A 15,519-nucleotide genomic window follows, 5' to 3' on the forward strand; every position below is an offset into this window, starting at 1 on the left:
ACATTGGATTTTGGTTAACCCAACATTAGTGTTCCGCTTGCGACCAGCGTCGCATTCCCGCCAATACTCACCCGATCCCCTTCCAGCTGGCAGAACAACTCCCCGCCCCGCGCTGAACACTGATAAGCCGTCAGACTCGACTTGTTCAAGCGTTGCGACCAATACGGAATCAGGCTGCAATGGGTCGACCCGGTCACCGGGTCTTCGTTGATGCCGATTGCCGGGGCAAAGTATCGCGACACAAAATCATGCTTGTCGCCCTTGGCCGTCACAATGGCACCCGGCCACGGCAGTTTTGCCAGCGCAACCATGTCCGGCTGACAATCGAGCACCGCTTGCTCGGACTCCAGCACCACGAACAGTTCTTTCGAACCCAACACATCGACTGTTTTCACACCCAAGGCGCGCTCGACATCCAGGGTCACGCCCACTTCTGTCGGCACGATAGCAGGGAAATCCAGCCACAAGCGCTTGCCCTCACGGCTGACACTCAGCGGGCCGGACTTGCAGATGAAGTCCAGCCGTTCGACCGGCTCCTTATAGAGTTCAAACAGAACATAGGCGCTAGCCAGGGTCGCATGGCCGCATAGCGGGACTTCGGTGGTCGGGGTAAACCAGCGGATGTGCCAGACGGGCCCCTCACGTACCAGAAATGCGGTTTCGGCGAGGTTGTGCTCGGCGGCGATTTTTTGCATCAACTCATCGTCGAGCCAGGTATCGAGCCGGTACACCATCGCCGGGTTGCCACTGAACGGCCGATCACTGAACGCGTCGACCTGATGAAACTCTAGCTGCATGGCACTTCTCCCTTTTTCAGGTCGACGAGCATGAAGCCACGAAGAGCCCTTCACCAGTGACAGAACCAATCAATTTCCACCATACAGTGCCGGGCTGAACGCCCAAGGCCCTCTACTCAGATGCGACCGATATCGGCGAACTTCGCCTGGGTGTGTTCAGCCAATATGGCGGGCGCCAGTTCAACTTCCAGGCCGCGCCGTCCGGCGCTGACGAAGATGCTGGAAAAAGGCTGAGCTGAACTGTCAATAAAGGTTCGCAGGCGCTTCTTCTGCCCGAGCGGGCTGATGCCGCCTAACAGATACCCCGTCGACCGCTGTGCAGCCGCGGGGTCGGCCATTTCGACTTTTTTCACGCCAGCGGCCTGCGCCAGCGCCTTCAAGTCCAGACTTCCGACGACCGGCACCACCGCCACCAACAATTCCCCCTTTTCGCTGGCCGCCAGCAATGTCTTGAACACCTGAGCCGGGTCCAACCCCAGTTTTTCCGCGGCCTCCAGACCATAGGACGCTGCCTTCGGATCATGTTCGTAACTGTGCACGCGATGTTCGGCACGAACTTTTTTCAACAAATCCAATGCGGGGGTCATGGCAGCTCCAGGCTTGGCGGCAGAAGAAAAATACTGCGCAGGATTCTAGGTCATTGATCGGTAAAAGGCTCTATTACAACGCTATTTCAAAAGCCCGGCCGGGCTGCTGTGCCGTTCGTCCACGGTCGGCCTGCCTGATGAACGATGCGATCATTCACGTGACTAATAGTTGAAATGTGACTGATGGTTCACTTTCGACCTTTGACATCAGCGTTTCTTGTCTATATTTTTTCGAATCTGAATACGGTACGAATGTCTCACCGCAGCACCCAGCAGTAAGCCGAGAACAGGATGGGGATCCTGCCTCGGTGAAAATCGCGCTTTAGCCATGACGAAAGAAGCGCCAGACAACAACAAAAATGAGGTTTTCAATGACAACTGCTTTACAACAACCGTCGCTCTCAAGCCAATGCATGGCCGAGTTTCTGGGTACTGCACTGCTGATCTTTTTCGGTACCGGCTGCGTTGCCGCGCTCAAGGTGGCGGGTGCCAGCTTCGGGCTGTGGGAAATCAGCATCATCTGGGGGGTTGGCGTCAGCATGGCGATCTACCTCACCGCCGGCGTTTCCGGCGCGCACCTCAATCCTGCCGTGAGTATCGCGCTGAGCATTTTCGCTGACTTCGAAAAGCGCAAACTGCCGTTCTATATCCTCTCCCAAGTGGCCGGCGCCTTCTGCGGGGCCTTGTTGGTTTACACGCTGTACAGCAACCTTTTCTTCGATTTCGAACAAACTCACCAAATGGTTCGTGGCACCCAGGCCAGCCTTGAATTGGCTTCGGTGTTCTCCACTTTCCCCAACCCTGCCCTGACCACAGCCCAGGCCTTTTTGGTTGAAGTGATCATCACCGCCATCCTGATGGGCGTGATCATGTCGCTGACCGACGACAACAATGGCCTGCCCAAAGGGCCGCTGGCACCGTTGTTGATCGGCCTGCTGATTGCCGTGATCGGTAGCTCGATGGGCCCGCTGACCGGTTTCGCGATGAACCCGGCCCGAGACTTCGGTCCTAAACTGATGACTTTCTTCGCAGGCTGGGGTGAAATTTCCTTCACTGGCGGGCGCGATATCCCGTACTTCCTGATCCCGATTTTTGCACCGATTGTCGGTGCCTGCCTCGGTGCTGCAGCTTATCGCGGGCTGATTGCCCGTCATCTGCCCAGCGCCATACCTGCTACAAAGGATGCAGCACCGGCCATTGACGGCAAACCAAGAACGTCTTGAAACCGTTGGCGCGTGATCCTGCCATTCGGTCCCGCGCCTGACCTCACTTCCTATTTTTCGTCCAAGGCAATCGACATGACCGACATACAGAATAAGAACTACATCATTGCCCTCGATCAGGGTACGACCAGCTCCCGCGCGATCATTTTCGACCGTGACGCGAACGTGGTCTGCACCGCCCAGCGCGAATTCGCACAGCATTACCCGCAAGCCGGTTGGGTCGAACATGACCCGATGGAGATCTTCGCCACCCAAAGCGCCGTGATGGTCGAGGCCCTGGCTCAAGCCGGCCTGCATCACGATCAGGTCGCGGCCATCGGCATCACCAACCAGCGTGAAACCACCGTAGTTTGGGACAAAACCACCGGCCGCCCGATCTACAACGCGATCGTCTGGCAGTGCCGCCGCAGCACCGAAATCTGCCAACAACTCAAGCGCGATGGCCACGAGCAATACATCAGCGACACCACTGGCCTGGTCACCGACCCGTACTTCTCCGGCACCAAACTCAAGTGGATCCTCGACAACGTCGAAGGCAGTCGCGAGCGTGCGCGCAAGGGTGAATTGCTGTTCGGCACCGTCGATAGCTGGCTGATCTGGAAATTTACCGGCGGCAAGGTGCATGTCACCGACTACACAAATGCCTCGCGCACCATGCTCTTCAACATCCACACGCTGGAGTGGGACGCGAAGATGCTGGAAGTCCTCAACATCCCGCGCGAGATGCTGCCGGAAGTTAAGTCCTCGTCCGAAATCTACGGCCACACCAAAAGTGGCATTGCCATTGGCGGTATCGCTGGCGACCAGCAGGCGGCCCTCTTCGGCCAGATGTGCGTCGAGCCAGGCCAGGCGAAAAATACCTACGGCACCGGTTGCTTCCTGCTGATGAACACCGGCGACAAAGCTGTGAAATCCAAACACGGCATGCTCACCACCATCGCTTGCGGCCCGCGCGGCGAAGTGGCCTACGCCCTCGAAGGCGCGGTGTTCAACGGTGGCTCCACCGTGCAGTGGCTGCGTGACGAGTTGAAAATAATCAATGACGCCCACGACACCGAATACTTCGCCAACAAGGTCAAGGACAGCAACGGCGTGTACCTGGTGCCGGCCTTCACCGGTCTGGGCGCTCCGTACTGGGACCCGTATGCCCGCGGTGCATTGTTCGGCCTGACTCGTGGTGTACGCGTGGATCACATCATTCGTGCCGCGCTGGAGTCGATTGCCTACCAGACCCGCGACGTCCTGGACGCCATGCAGCAGGATTCCGGCGAACGCCTGAAGTCCCTGCGCGTGGACGGCGGTGCAGTCGCGAACAACTTCCTGATGCAATTCCAGGCCGACATCCTCGGCACTCAGGTCGAGCGTCCGCAAATGCGCGAAACCACCGCATTGGGCGCGGCTTACCTGGCGGGTCTGGCGTGCGGCTTCTGGGGCAGCCTGGACGAGTTGCGCGGCAAGGCGGTGATCGAGCGCGAGTTCGAACCGACGCTGGACGAAACCGCGAAGGAAAAACTCTACGCCGGCTGGAAAAAAGCCGTCAGCCGCACCCGCGATTGGGAACCGCACGAAGGCGCTGAATAAGCCAAGGACGGGTTCTAACTGGTAGGGAGCAGATTCCTGCGGCATCATGGGCAAATTTTGCACGGCAGCCCAAAGGAAGCCCCATGAATCTGCCTCCCCGTCAGCAGCAAATCCTCGAACTGGTCCGCGAACGCGGCTATGTCAGCATCGAGGAAATGGCTCAGCTGTTCGTCGTTACACCGCAAACCATCCGCCGCGATATCAATCAACTGGCGGAAGTCAATCTGCTGCGTCGCTACCACGGCGGCGCAGCCTATGATTCCAGCGTCGAAAACACCGCCTACGCCATGCGCGCCGATCAGATGCGCGATGAAAAACAGCGTATCGGCGAAGCCATTGCCGCTCAGATTCCCGATCACGCCTCGCTGTTCATCAACATCGGCACTACCACCGAATCCATCGCTCGGGCGCTGCTCAACCACAACCACCTGAAGATCATCACCAACAACCTGCATGTGGCCTCGATGCTCAGCGCCAAGGACGATTTCGACGTACTGCTGACCGGTGGAAACGTGCGCCGTGACGGTGGTGTGGTTGGTCAGGCGAGTGTCGACTTCATTAACCAGTTCAAAGTCGACTTCGCGCTGGTCGGCATCAGCGGTATCGATGAAGACGGCAGTTTGCTGGACTTCGATTATCAGGAAGTGCGGGTGTCCCAAGCGATTATCGCCAATGCCCGACAGGTGATTCTGGCGGCTGACTCCAGCAAATTCGGGCGCAATGCCATGATTCGCCTGGGACCGATCAGCCTGATCGATTGCCTGGTCACCGATCAGCAGCCCTCGCCGGCCTTGGCGCAATTGTTGAGCCAGCACAAGATTCGGTTGGAAGTCGTTTAACCCCCCTCGGAAACAGCGCGCTCCCTTGTGGCGAGGGAGCTTGCTCCCGTTCGGCTGCGCAGCAGACGCAAATCAGACAATTTGTTCTTCCTGAGAACGTGCCCACCGGTTTTAGGGCTGCTTCGCAGCCCAGCGGGAGCAAGCTCCCTCGCCACAAAAGCCCTCCCATGCTCATTCAATGTTCGTAAATTTTCCTTTGGCCGCCCTTCGATCAGTATTTTCAATCGAAGTTGACTGGCTGTGGGCGTCTTTATGAGCTAATATTTTCGCAAATGAACATTAATGTTCGAATTCAAATATAGAAATTCAAAAAGCCCGAGGCCAGCCGATGCCCACTTCTATCTTGCCTACGCCCCCTCTCGCCGAGGTTTACGATATCGCCGTCATCGGTGGTGGGATCAATGGCGTGGGGATCGCAGCGGATGCCGCCGGTCGCGGTCTTTCGGTGTTCCTTTGTGAAAAGGATGATCTGGCCAGCCACACCTCGTCGGCCAGCAGCAAGCTGATCCATGGTGGCCTGCGCTACCTAGAACATTACGAATTCCGCCTGGTGCGCGAAGCCCTTGCCGAGCGCGAAGTGCTACTGGCCAAGGCGCCGCACATCGTCAAACAGATGCGTTTCGTGCTGCCGCACCGCCCTCACCTGCGCCCGGCCTGGATGATCCGCGCCGGCCTGTTCCTTTATGATCATCTCGGCAAACGGGAAAAACTCGAAGGCTCGAAAAGCCTGAAGTTCGGCCCGGACAGCGCACTGAAAAGCGAAATCACCAAAGGCTTCGAATATTCCGATTGCTGGGTCGATGACGCACGCCTGGTTGTGCTCAACGCCATGGCCGCCCGCGAGAAAGGCGCTCACGTCCATACCCAAACCCGTTGTGTCGGTGCCCGTCGCACCAAGGGTCTGTGGCACCTGCACCTGGAACGCGCCGATGGCAGCCTGTTTTCGATCCGCACCAAAGCGCTGGTGAACGCAGCCGGCCCATGGGTTGCCCAGTTCATTCGTGACGACCTGAAGATGGAATCGCCGTACGGCATCCGCTTGATCCAGGGCAGCCACCTGATCGTGCCAAAACTGTATGAAGGCGAACATGCGCACATTCTGCAAAACGAAGATCAGCGCATCGTGTTCACTATTCCGTACCTGAACCACTTCACCCTGATCGGCACTACCGACCGCGAGTACACCGGTGACCCGGCTAAAGTGGCGATCACCGAAGGCGAAACCGATTATCTGCTCAAAGTGGTCAACGCCCACTTCAAGAAGCAAATCAGCCGCGACGACATCCTGCACAGCTATTCCGGTGTTCGCCCATTGTGCAACGACGAATCCGACAACCCGTCGGCCGTCACCCGCGACTACACCCTGGCATTGTCGGGCAGTGCCGAAGAAGCACCGCTGCTGTCGGTGTTTGGCGGCAAACTGACGACTTACCGCAAGTTGGCCGAGTCGGCACTGGCGCAACTGGCTCCGTACTTTACGCACATCAAGCCAAGCTGGACCGCCAGCGCCACCCTCCCCGGCGGTGAAGACATGACCACGCCGCAGGCCTTGAGCTCGCGGATCCGCGACCAGTTCGACTGGGTGCCCACCGAGATCGCCCGACGCTGGGCCACCACTTATGGCAGCCGCACCTGGCGCATGCTCGAAGGTGTGGAAAGCCTCAGTGATCTGGGCGAACACATCGGCGGCGGTCTCTACACCCGCGAAGTCGATTACCTGTGCAGCGAAGAATGGGCGACCACCGCCCACGACATTCTGTGGCGTCGCAGCAAGCTCGGGCTATTCACCACCCCGGCCGAACAACAAAAGCTCAAGGACTACCTGAACAAGGTCGAACAGAACCGCAGCAAGATCGAAGCGGCCTGATCGGGAATCCGGTTGAACCAAAGCCCCTGAATCTCACGATTCAGGGGCTTTTTGCATTCTAGAGAACACCACTGATCAACTGTGGGAGCGGGCTTGCTCGCGAAGACTGACTAACATTCAACATATCCGTCGGCTGATAGACCGCTTTCGCGAGCAAGCCCGCTCCCACAGGGTATGTGCAAGTCATGGAATTGCATTCGGTTTTCCGAACGCGACTTGCCAGTCGATTCGGTAAACCGGATCGCCCAATAGAAAATCCAACGCCATAAATATTTAATAGCCTTACAAATCAATAACTTGATCTATATCGCCTGGCCTGGCACGAGTCATGCTCTACACTCTTGGACGAATGCCTGTTGCGCCAACACTTCAGGAGCCGTCAGGCATTCGAAGCACCAAAAGGCCGATGAACTGGCTCCATAAAAAAAACAATGTCGAGGAAAATTTGATGCGCATCGTTCCCCATATCCTGGGCGCAGCCATTGCTGCCGCTCTGATTAGCACTCCAGTTTTCGCAGCCGAACTCACCGGCACACTGAAGAAGATCAAAGAGTCCGGCACCATCACCCTCGGGCATCGTGACGCTTCCATTCCGTTTTCCTATATCGCGGACGCTTCCGGCAAACCGGTTGGCTACTCCCACGATATCCAGCTGAAAATCGTTGAAGCCATCAAGAAAGACCTGGACATGCCCAACCTCCAGGTCAAATACAACCTGGTGACCTCGCAAACCCGTATCCCTCTGGTGCAGAACGGCACCGTGGACGTCGAGTGCGGCTCCACCACCAACAACGTCGAACGTCAGCAGCAAGTTGACTTCTCCGTGGGTATCTTCGAAATCGGCACCAAGCTGCTGGCCAAGAAAGATTCCCCGTACAAAGACTTCGCCGACCTGAAAGGCAAGAACGTCGTGACCACCGCCGGCACCACGTCCGAGCGCATCCTCAAGTCGATGAACGCCGACAAGCAGATGGGCATGAACGTGATCTCCGCCAAAGACCATGGCGAGTCCTTCCAGATGCTGGAAACCGGCCGTGCCGTTGCTTTCATGATGGACGACGCCTTGTTGGCGGGCGAAATGGCCAAGGCCAAGAAGCCGGATGACTGGGCCGTGACCGGCACACCACAATCGTTCGAAATCTACGGCTGCATGGTTCGCAAGGGCGACGCACCGTTCAAGAAAGCCGTCGACGACGCAATCATCGCGACCTACAAGTCGGGCGAGATCAACAAGATCTACGAAAAATGGTTCATGCAGCCAATCCCGCCAAAAAACCTGAACCTGAACTTCCCGATGAGCGAAGAGCTCAAGGCCCTGATCGCCAATCCGACCGACAAAGCAGCTGACGAAAAGAAATCCTGATTTCTGACTAACCTTATTTCCTGAGAGGGCCTTTGCCCTTTCAGGGATTTGTCACTCCCTGCTGGCATTTTTGGAAACACTCGAATCGGTGGTTGTCGAGCCGCTCGTGTGTGCCTGACGTCATGGTCGGGCGGGAACGGAGATTCCCCAGGCGGGCATTTGTAAATCGAACGAATCCGAGGGGAGACCCTAATGAATTACAACTGGGACTGGGGCGTGTTCTTCAAGTCCACCGGCGTGGGCAGCGAGATTTATTTCGACTGGTACCTCTCCGGTTTGGGCTGGACCATCGCCATTGCCGTCGCTGCCTGGATCATCGCGCTGCTACTAGGCTCGATTCTGGGCGTCATGCGCACGGTGCCGAATCGCATCGTATCGGGCATCGCGACCTGCTACGTCGAACTCTTTCGTAACGTGCCGCTGCTGGTTCAGCTGTTCATCTGGTACTTCCTGGTGCCCGACCTGCTGCCTGCGGACATCCAGGAGTGGTACAAGCAGGATCTCAACCCGACCACCTCGGCCTTCCTGAGCGTCGTCGTATGCCTGGGTCTGTTCACCACCGCTCGGGTTTGCGAACAAGTGCGCACCGGTATCCAGGCGCTGCCTCGCGGCCAGGAATCCGCTGCCCGCGCCATGGGTTTCAAGCTGCCGCAGATCTACTGGAACGTGCTGCTGCCCCAGGCTTACCGCATCATTATTCCGCCGCTTACCTCGGAATTTTTGAACGTGTTCAAGAACTCGTCCGTGGCCTCGCTGATCGGCCTGATGGAGCTGCTCGCGCAGACCAAACAGACCGCCGAGTTCTCCGCCAACCTGTTCGAAGCCTTCACCTTGGCCACGCTGATTTACTTCACGCTGAACATGGGCCTGATGTTGCTGATGCGCGGTGTCGAGAAGAAAGTTGCCGTACCAGGCCTGATCTCCGTAGGGGGTAAATGATGGAATTCGACTTCTCGGGCATCATCCCGTCCCTGCCGGGCTTGTGGAACGGCATGGTCATGACCCTCAAGCTGATGGCCTTGGGCGTGAGCGGCGGGATCATCCTCGGCACAATCCTGGCACTGATGCGCCTGTCCCACAGCAAACTGCTGTCCAACATCGCCGGCGCCTACGTTAACTACTTCCGCTCGATCCCGCTGCTGCTGGTCATCACCTGGTTCTACCTGGCGGTGCCGTTCGTACTACGCTGGATCACCGGCGAAGATACTCCGATCGGCGCGTTCGCCTCGTGCATCGTAGCCTTCATGATGTTCGAAGCGGCGTACTTCTGCGAAATCGTCCGGGCCGGCGTGCAGTCGATCCCCAAGGGCCAGATGGGTGCTGCCCAGGCATTGGGCATGGGCTACGGCCAGATGATGCGATTGATCATCCTGCCGCAAGCGTTCCGCAAGATGACCCCGCTGCTGCTGCAACAGAGCATTATCCTGTTTCAGGACACCTCGCTGGTTTACGCGGTGGGTCTGGTGGACTTCCTCAATGCCTCGCGCGCCAGTGGCGACATCATCGGTCGCTCCAATGAGTTCCTGATCTTTGCAGGTCTCACGTACTTCACAATCAGCTTTGCCGCCTCGCTGCTGGTCAAGCGTCTGCAAAAAAGGTTTGCCGTATGATCTCTATCAAGAACATCAACAAGTGGTATGGCGACTTCCAGGTACTGACTGATTGCAGCACCGAGGTCAAAAAAGGCGAAGTGATCGTGGTGTGCGGGCCGTCCGGTTCCGGCAAATCCACCCTGATCAAATGCGTCAACGCGCTGGAACCGTTCCAGAAAGGCGACGTGATCGTCGATGGCACGTCCATCGCCGACCCGAAGACCAACCTGCCGAAACTGCGTTCGCGCGTCGGCATGGTGTTCCAGCATTTCGAACTGTTCCCGCACCTGAGCATCATGGATAACCTGACCATCGCGCAAATCAAGGTGCTGGGCCGCAGCAAGGAAGAAGCCTCAAAAAAAGCCCTGCAACTGCTTGAGCGAGTCGGGCTATCTGCCCATGCGCATAAGCACCCGGGCCAGCTTTCTGGTGGTCAGCAACAGCGTGTGGCGATTGCCCGTGCGCTGGCGATGGACCCGATCGTCATGCTGTTCGACGAACCGACCTCGGCGCTGGACCCGGAAATGGTCAACGAAGTACTCGACGTGATGGTGCAACTGGCCCACGAAGGCATGACCATGATGTGCGTGACCCACGAAATGGGCTTCGCCCGCAAGGTAGCGGACCGAGTGATCTTCATGGACCAGGGCAAAATCATCGAAGACTGCAAGAAGGAAGAGTTCTTCGGCGACATCAACGCCCGCTCCGAACGCGCGCAGCATTTCCTCGAGAAGATTCTGCAGCACTAAGCATCGGACGCCGCTCCCCCTGTGGGAGCTGGCTTGTGTGGCGAGGGGGCTTACCCCCGTTGGGTCGCGAAGCGGCCCCGGCATTTCGAAGTCAAACCGCATGCAACGGGTTTACGACTGCTTCGCAGCCGAACGGGGCGATGCGGCGTTCCGACAAGCCCCCTCGCCACAGAGCCAACTCTCACAGGGGGCCTGTGGGTATATGGATATTTGTGTTGTGGTTGACCCAAGGCATCTGTGATGAAATGCGACTCCACTCTCTATCGCGCCGCGCCGCCATCACTCGCCGTGAAACCCCGTTTGATTCGCCATCTGTTCCTGCCGCCGCTGGTCATCGCCCTGATGATCGGATTGGGCTATATCGGCTTCTGGGTCAGTGAACACTACGGAATTCGCAGCCTCAGCGAGAATGGCCAGCGTCAGCTGGAACTGCACGCCCGCGCTGTCGAGAGCGAGATCAGCAAATACACCTACCTGCCCAGCCTGCTGGAACTCGAATCCAGTGTTTCCAGGCTGTTGGCCGACCCGTCTCCGGAACTCCGGCAGACGGTCAACGAATACCTTGAAGGCCTGAACCGGCGCAGCCGCAGTCGGGCCATTTATGTGATGGACACCACCGGTCGTGTACTGGCCACCAGCAACTGGCGCGATGTCGACAGTTATCTGGGTGAAGACCTGTCCTTCCGCGCCTATTTCCAGAATGCCGTGCGCGGTCAGCCGGGGCGTTTCTATGGCATCGGCAGCACCAGCGGCGAACCTGGCTATTATCTGGCGCACGGTCTGGAAGAGCACGGCAAGATCATCGGCGTCGCCGTGGTCAAGGTTCGCCTCGAAGCCATGGAAGAACGCTGGCAACGTGCGCGCCTGGAAGCCTTCGTCAGCGACGAGAACGGCATCATCATTCTCTCCAGCGATCCGGCGCGGCGGCTTAAATCGGTTGTGCCATTGAGCGAGGAAACCAAGGAAAAACTGGCCCGTAGTCTGCAGTACTACTGGTTTCCGCTGAATGAACTGCAACCGCTGGCGCGGGAGAAACTCGCCGAAGGCGAGGAAAAACTGACCTTCCCCGCCAACAGCGAATTGATGTCCGATGAAGAGAACATCAGCTACCTGTCGCAAACCCGTCCTCTAAGCGACACCCCATGGAATTTCACTCTGCTCACGCCCCTGCAGGATTTGCGGCGTGAAGCGATCAATCAGGGGATTCTGGTGGCGGTGGCGTTTGCCCTGGTGGCCTTTCTGCTGATCGCCTGGAATGAGCGGCGCAAGGTGATCGCCACCCGCCTCGCGGCGCGGGAGGCCTTGCAGGAAGCCAACAATCAACTGGAGCGTCGGATTACCGAACGCACCACCGACCTGCGCGCCAGCAACGAACGGCTCAAGGGCCAGATCCGTGAGCGCCGACAGGCCGAAGAGACGTTGCGCCGGGCCCAGGATGAACTGGTTCAGGCCGGCAAATTGGCCGCCATTGGCCAGATGTCCACCAGCATCGCCCACGAATTGAACCAGCCGCTGGCAGCCTTGCGGACCTTGTCCGGCAATACCGTGCGCTTTCTGGAACGCGGTCAGCTGGATGTGGCCAGCACCAACCTCAAGACCATCAATGAACTGATCGACCGCATGGGCCGGATCACCGCCAGCCTGCGTTCCTTCGCCCGGCGAGGCGATGACAAGGGCCAGGCCAGCCTCGGCAAAGCCGTGGAAGCTGCCCTGCAATTGCTGGGCAGTCGCGTGGAAAATGCGCATCTGCAACTGCACCGTGACTTCGCCGATGTGCAGGTGCAGATCGACCAGACCCGCCTGGAGCAGATCCTGGTCAACCTGATCGGCAATGCCCTCGACGCCATGCAGGCACAGCCGCAGCCAGAGCTTTGGCTGGAAGGCGAACAGTTTGATGGCAAATATCGCCTGCGGGTGCGCGACAACGGCCACGGCATCGATGCCGAAGCGCGCAAGCATCTGTTCGAACCGTTCTTCACCACCAAACCCGGCGAACAAGGCCTGGGCCTGGGCCTGACCCTTTCCGCGAGCCTTGCCGCTGCCACTGGCGGGCATCTGGGTGTCGAGCACCCGGCCAGCGGTGGTACCACCTTCGTCCTCAGTTTACCGTTGGTAAGCCCCACTCCCGCCGAGCCAATATGAACAACGACCTTAGTGTGCTGATCGTCGAAGACGACCCCCATGTCCTGCTTGGTTGCCAACAGGCGCTGACCCTGGAAGACATTCCTTGCGTGGGCGTCGGCAGCGCCGAAGAAGCGCTGGAGCGGGTCGGCGATAACTTCGCCGGCATCGTCATCAGCGACATCCGCCTGCCAGGCATCGATGGCCTGGAACTGCTGACCCGGCTCAAGGCCCGCGATCGCAGCCTGCCGGTGGTGCTGATTACCGGTCACGGCGACATCTCCATGGCCGTCGGCGCGATGCAGAAAGGCGCCTACGATTTCATGGAGAAACCCTTCTCCCCGGAACGCCTGGTGGATGTTGCCCGCCGCGCGCTGGAGCAACGCAGCCTGGCGCGGGAAGTGTCGTCGTTGCGCCGGCAACTGTTCGAGCGGGATTCGCTCGAAGGCCGGATCATCGGGCGCTCGCCGGCCATGCAGAACCTGCGGGAACTGATCGCCAACGTCGCCGACACCTCGGCCAACGTGCTGATCGAAGGCGAGACCGGTACCGGTAAAGAATTGGTTGCGCGCTGCCTGCACGACTTCAGCCGTCGGCACACCAAACAGTTCGTCGCGCTGAACTGCGGTGGCCTGCCGGAGAACCTGTTCGAAAGTGAAATCTTCGGCCACGAGGCCAACGCCTTCACCGGTGCCGGCAAGCGGCGGATCGGCAAGATCGAACACGCCGACGGTGGCACGCTGTTTCTAGATGAAGTGGAAAGCATGCCGCTGCCGTTGCAGATCAAACTGCTGCGGGTGTTGCAGGAACGCACCCTCGAACGCCTCGGCTCGAACCAGAGCGTGGCGGTGGATTGCCGGGTGATCGCCGCGACCAAATCCGATCTGGATCAATCGAGCAAGGCCGGCGAGTTTCGCAGCGACCTGTATTACCGCCTGAACGTGGTAACCCTGGAACTGCCGCCGCTGCGCGAACGCCGCGAAGACATCCTGCAACTGTTCGAGCACTTCCTGCAGCAGTCATCCCTGCGCTTCGACCGCGCGGTGCCAGAGCTGGACAATCAGACCGTGTCGACCCTGATGAGCCACGACTGGCCAGGCAACGTGCGCGAACTGCGCAACGTCGCCGAACGCTTCGCGCTCGGTCTGCCGGCCTTCAAAAAATCCGGCGCCAGCGGCAGTAACCAGGGCCTGGCCTTCGCCGAAGCGGTGGAAGCCTTCGAGCGTAACCTGCTCAGCGATGCCTTGCAGCGCAGCGGCGGCAACCTGACCCAGGCCAGTCAGGAACTGGGAATGGCCAAGACCACGCTGTTCGACAAAGTGAAGAAATACGGGCTGAGCCACTGATGGACCTGATTTTCAAAGCCACCCTGGGCGCGGCGGTGGTGGTGATTCTTGCCATGCTGGCCAAGACCAAAAACTATTACATCGCAGGCCTGGTGCCGCTGTTTCCGACCTTTGCGCTGATCGCCCATTACATCGTCGGCAAGGGGCGCTCGCTGGATGATCTGAAAACCACCATCGTGTTTGGCATGTGGTCGATCATTCCGTACTTCGTCTACCTGGCGACCTTGTATGTGATGGTCGACCGGATGCGATTGGAGGCGTCGCTGGCGGTGGCGGCGGTGGCGTGGTTGATGGCGGCGACGGTGTTGGTCAGCGTGTGGGTTCGCTTGCACGCCTAAATTCAAAAAGATCGCGGCCTGCGGCATTTGCATACACCTGTAGGAGCTGCCGCAGGCTGCGATCTTTTGATTTTGACCTTCAGCGGTCTAGAGAAAATCAAGATCAAAAGATCGCAGCCTGCGGCAGCTCCTACAGATCGAGCCATTAGCCGTTGACCGTTCCGCCCTTGGCCTCACTCATGATCTGACGAATCGCACCGACAAACGTCTCCACCGGCTGCCCGCCACTGACGGCGTACTGCCCGTTGAACACCACCGTCGGCACTGAACTCACCTCGCGCGTTAACCACAACTGTTCTTCCTCGCGAACCTCTTTGGCGAATTCGTCCGAAGCCAGGATCGCCTCGGCCCGCTGCCGATTCAGCCCCACGCTTTCGGCGATCTGCGCCAATTGCCCGTGATCGGAAGGATTGCCGCCCTCGGTGAAATACGCCTTGAACAGTGCGTCTTTCAGGTTGAACTGCAACCCTTCCTGCCCCGCCCAATGCAGCAAGCGGTGAGCATCGAACGTGTTGTAGATACGGCTGTTGCCGTCCGTGCGAAAGGCAAACCCGACCTCGGCGCCACGCGCGCGGATCATTTCGCGGTTCTTCTGCGATTGCTCAGGCGTCGAGCCGTACTTTTCGCTGATGTGTTCGGTGATGTTCTGGCCTTCGGGGCCCATCTTCGGGTTCAGTTCGAACGGCTGGAAACGGATCTCGGCCTGGATTTCGTCGCCGAGCATATCCAGGGCGCGGGTCAGGCCATACAGGCCGACGACGCACCAGGGGCAAGACACGTCGCTGACGAAATCGATTTTCAGGGGGGTACTCATCACACACCTCGCAGGCTTGGGTCGCCGGAAAGTTTGAACGATACACCTGACAGTCCGAGGTGGCAGCCATTCCACTATTCCCCTGTGGGAGCGAGCCTGCTCGCGAAGGCGTCATGTCAGTTGATATCTGCATTGGCTGATACACCGCCATCGCGAGCAGGCTCGCTCCCACCCTGGGTTTTGGGGTGTTCTTGAGGGCGTGTTTAGTTCTGTTTAGCGTTACTTCCTGAAAGCTACAGCGCCTTGCGCCGTCGCCTACAACCACGTCAGAATCCGCTGGCTTGTGCGCCTGGAGGCCCGTC

14 protein-coding genes are annotated in these 15,519 nt (G+C 58.7%); 11 read left to right on the plus strand and 3 right to left on the minus strand.

The window, feature by feature from the left end:
* Positions 1-14 precede the first annotated feature (14 nt).
* Positions 15-797 carry a PhzF family protein gene (locus tag BK662_RS10905; RefSeq protein ID WP_123358045.1) on the minus strand — a complete coding sequence of 261 codons (783 nt, stop codon included), beginning with the start codon at positions 795-797 and terminating at the stop codon, positions 15-17.
* A 116-nt stretch (positions 798-913) separates the two neighbouring features.
* Entirely contained in the window at positions 914-1,384 is a 471-nt protein-coding gene (ybaK, locus tag BK662_RS10910) for a Cys-tRNA(Pro) deacylase (protein WP_123358046.1), read from the minus strand.
* A 371-nt stretch (positions 1,385-1,755) separates the two neighbouring features.
* On the opposite strand from ybaK, the gene BK662_RS10915 reads away from it, so the two are divergent.
* The 11 genes from BK662_RS10915 to BK662_RS10965 all read left to right on the plus strand — a co-directional run bounded on the left by BK662_RS10915 (position 1,756) and on the right by BK662_RS10965 (position 14,403).
* The gene (locus BK662_RS10915; protein ID WP_123358047.1) at positions 1,756-2,607 is read left to right on the plus strand and encodes an MIP/aquaporin family protein; all 852 of its coding nucleotides are present in this window, start codon (positions 1,756-1,758) and stop codon (positions 2,605-2,607) included.
* Between the two features lie 75 nt (positions 2,608-2,682).
* Positions 2,683-4,188 carry a glycerol kinase GlpK gene (glpK, locus tag BK662_RS10920; protein WP_123358048.1) on the plus strand — a complete coding sequence of 502 codons (1,506 nt, stop codon included), beginning with the start codon at positions 2,683-2,685 and terminating at the stop codon, positions 4,186-4,188.
* An 83-nt stretch (positions 4,189-4,271) separates the two neighbouring features.
* On the plus strand, positions 4,272-5,027 hold the full coding sequence (locus BK662_RS10925; RefSeq protein WP_007898523.1) for a DeoR/GlpR family transcriptional regulator: 756 nt from the start codon (positions 4,272-4,274) through the stop codon (positions 5,025-5,027).
* A 328-nt stretch (positions 5,028-5,355) separates the two neighbouring features.
* On the plus strand, positions 5,356-6,894 hold the full coding sequence (gene glpD, locus BK662_RS10930; protein WP_123358049.1) for a glycerol-3-phosphate dehydrogenase: 1,539 nt from the start codon (positions 5,356-5,358) through the stop codon (positions 6,892-6,894).
* Between the two features lie 448 nt (positions 6,895-7,342).
* Positions 7,343-8,257: a glutamate/aspartate ABC transporter substrate-binding protein gene (locus tag BK662_RS10935; protein ID WP_123358142.1), complete on the plus strand. Its 915-nt coding sequence runs from the start codon at positions 7,343-7,345 to the stop codon at positions 8,255-8,257.
* A gap of 192 nt (positions 8,258-8,449) precedes the next feature.
* Complete coding sequence (locus BK662_RS10940; RefSeq protein ID WP_030128211.1) at positions 8,450-9,196, plus strand: amino acid ABC transporter permease; 747 nt, start codon at positions 8,450-8,452, stop codon at positions 9,194-9,196.
* A complete protein-coding gene (locus BK662_RS10945; protein ID WP_123358050.1) occupies positions 9,196-9,867 on the plus strand; it encodes an amino acid ABC transporter permease in 672 nt (223 codons plus the stop codon). The genes BK662_RS10940 and BK662_RS10945 overlap by 1 nt, the downstream gene beginning before the upstream one ends.
* Positions 9,864-10,598, plus strand: a complete 735-nt coding sequence (locus BK662_RS10950; RefSeq protein WP_123358051.1) for an amino acid ABC transporter ATP-binding protein — start codon at positions 9,864-9,866, stop codon at positions 10,596-10,598. The genes BK662_RS10945 and BK662_RS10950 overlap by 4 nt, the downstream gene beginning before the upstream one ends.
* A gap of 240 nt (positions 10,599-10,838) precedes the next feature.
* Positions 10,839-12,740, plus strand: coding sequence for a two-component sensor histidine kinase AauS (aauS, locus tag BK662_RS10955; protein WP_123358052.1), 1,902 nt, complete (start codon positions 10,839-10,841; stop codon positions 12,738-12,740).
* On the plus strand, positions 12,737-14,065 hold the full coding sequence (aauR, locus tag BK662_RS10960) for a two-component response regulator AauR (protein ID WP_123358053.1): 1,329 nt from the start codon (positions 12,737-12,739) through the stop codon (positions 14,063-14,065). The genes aauS and aauR overlap by 4 nt, the downstream gene beginning before the upstream one ends.
* 8 nt (positions 14,066-14,073) lie before the next feature.
* Positions 14,074-14,403: a GlpM family protein gene (locus BK662_RS10965; RefSeq protein ID WP_185047110.1), complete on the plus strand. Its 330-nt coding sequence runs from the start codon at positions 14,074-14,076 to the stop codon at positions 14,401-14,403.
* Between the two features lie 145 nt (positions 14,404-14,548).
* On the opposite strand, the gene BK662_RS10970 is transcribed toward BK662_RS10965, so the two are convergent.
* Positions 14,549-15,217 (minus strand): DsbA family oxidoreductase, encoded by a 669-nt coding sequence (locus tag BK662_RS10970; protein ID WP_123358055.1) that lies wholly within the window; start codon positions 15,215-15,217, stop codon positions 14,549-14,551.
* Positions 15,218-15,519: the final 302 nt, after the last annotated feature.

The organism is Pseudomonas frederiksbergensis (assembly GCF_003732275.1).
In the GTDB taxonomy this organism is placed as follows: Bacteria; Pseudomonadota; Gammaproteobacteria; order Pseudomonadales; family Pseudomonadaceae; genus Aquipseudomonas; species Aquipseudomonas frederiksbergensis_H.

Coding starts and splice junctions, on each gene's coding strand:
- BK662_RS10905 (WP_123358045.1), bottom strand. CDS start 797: ATGCAGCTAGAGTTTCATCAGGTCGACGCGTTCAGTGATCGGCCGTTC.
- ybaK (WP_123358046.1), bottom strand. CDS start 1,384: ATGACCCCCGCATTGGATTTGTTGAAAAAAGTTCGTGCCGAACATCGC.
- BK662_RS10915 (WP_123358047.1), top strand. CDS start 1,756: ATGACAACTGCTTTACAACAACCGTCGCTCTCAAGCCAATGCATGGCC.
- glpK (WP_123358048.1), top strand. CDS start 2,683: ATGACCGACATACAGAATAAGAACTACATCATTGCCCTCGATCAGGGT.
- BK662_RS10925 (WP_007898523.1), top strand. CDS start 4,272: ATGAATCTGCCTCCCCGTCAGCAGCAAATCCTCGAACTGGTCCGCGAA.
- glpD (WP_123358049.1), top strand. CDS start 5,356: ATGCCCACTTCTATCTTGCCTACGCCCCCTCTCGCCGAGGTTTACGAT.
- BK662_RS10935 (WP_123358142.1), top strand. CDS start 7,343: ATGCGCATCGTTCCCCATATCCTGGGCGCAGCCATTGCTGCCGCTCTG.
- BK662_RS10940 (WP_030128211.1), top strand. CDS start 8,450: ATGAATTACAACTGGGACTGGGGCGTGTTCTTCAAGTCCACCGGCGTG.
- BK662_RS10945 (WP_123358050.1), top strand. CDS start 9,196: ATGGAATTCGACTTCTCGGGCATCATCCCGTCCCTGCCGGGCTTGTGG.
- BK662_RS10950 (WP_123358051.1), top strand. CDS start 9,864: ATGATCTCTATCAAGAACATCAACAAGTGGTATGGCGACTTCCAGGTA.
- aauS (WP_123358052.1), top strand. CDS start 10,839: ATGAAATGCGACTCCACTCTCTATCGCGCCGCGCCGCCATCACTCGCC.
- aauR (WP_123358053.1), top strand. CDS start 12,737: ATGAACAACGACCTTAGTGTGCTGATCGTCGAAGACGACCCCCATGTC.
- BK662_RS10970 (WP_123358055.1), bottom strand. CDS start 15,217: ATGAGTACCCCCCTGAAAATCGATTTCGTCAGCGACGTGTCTTGCCCC.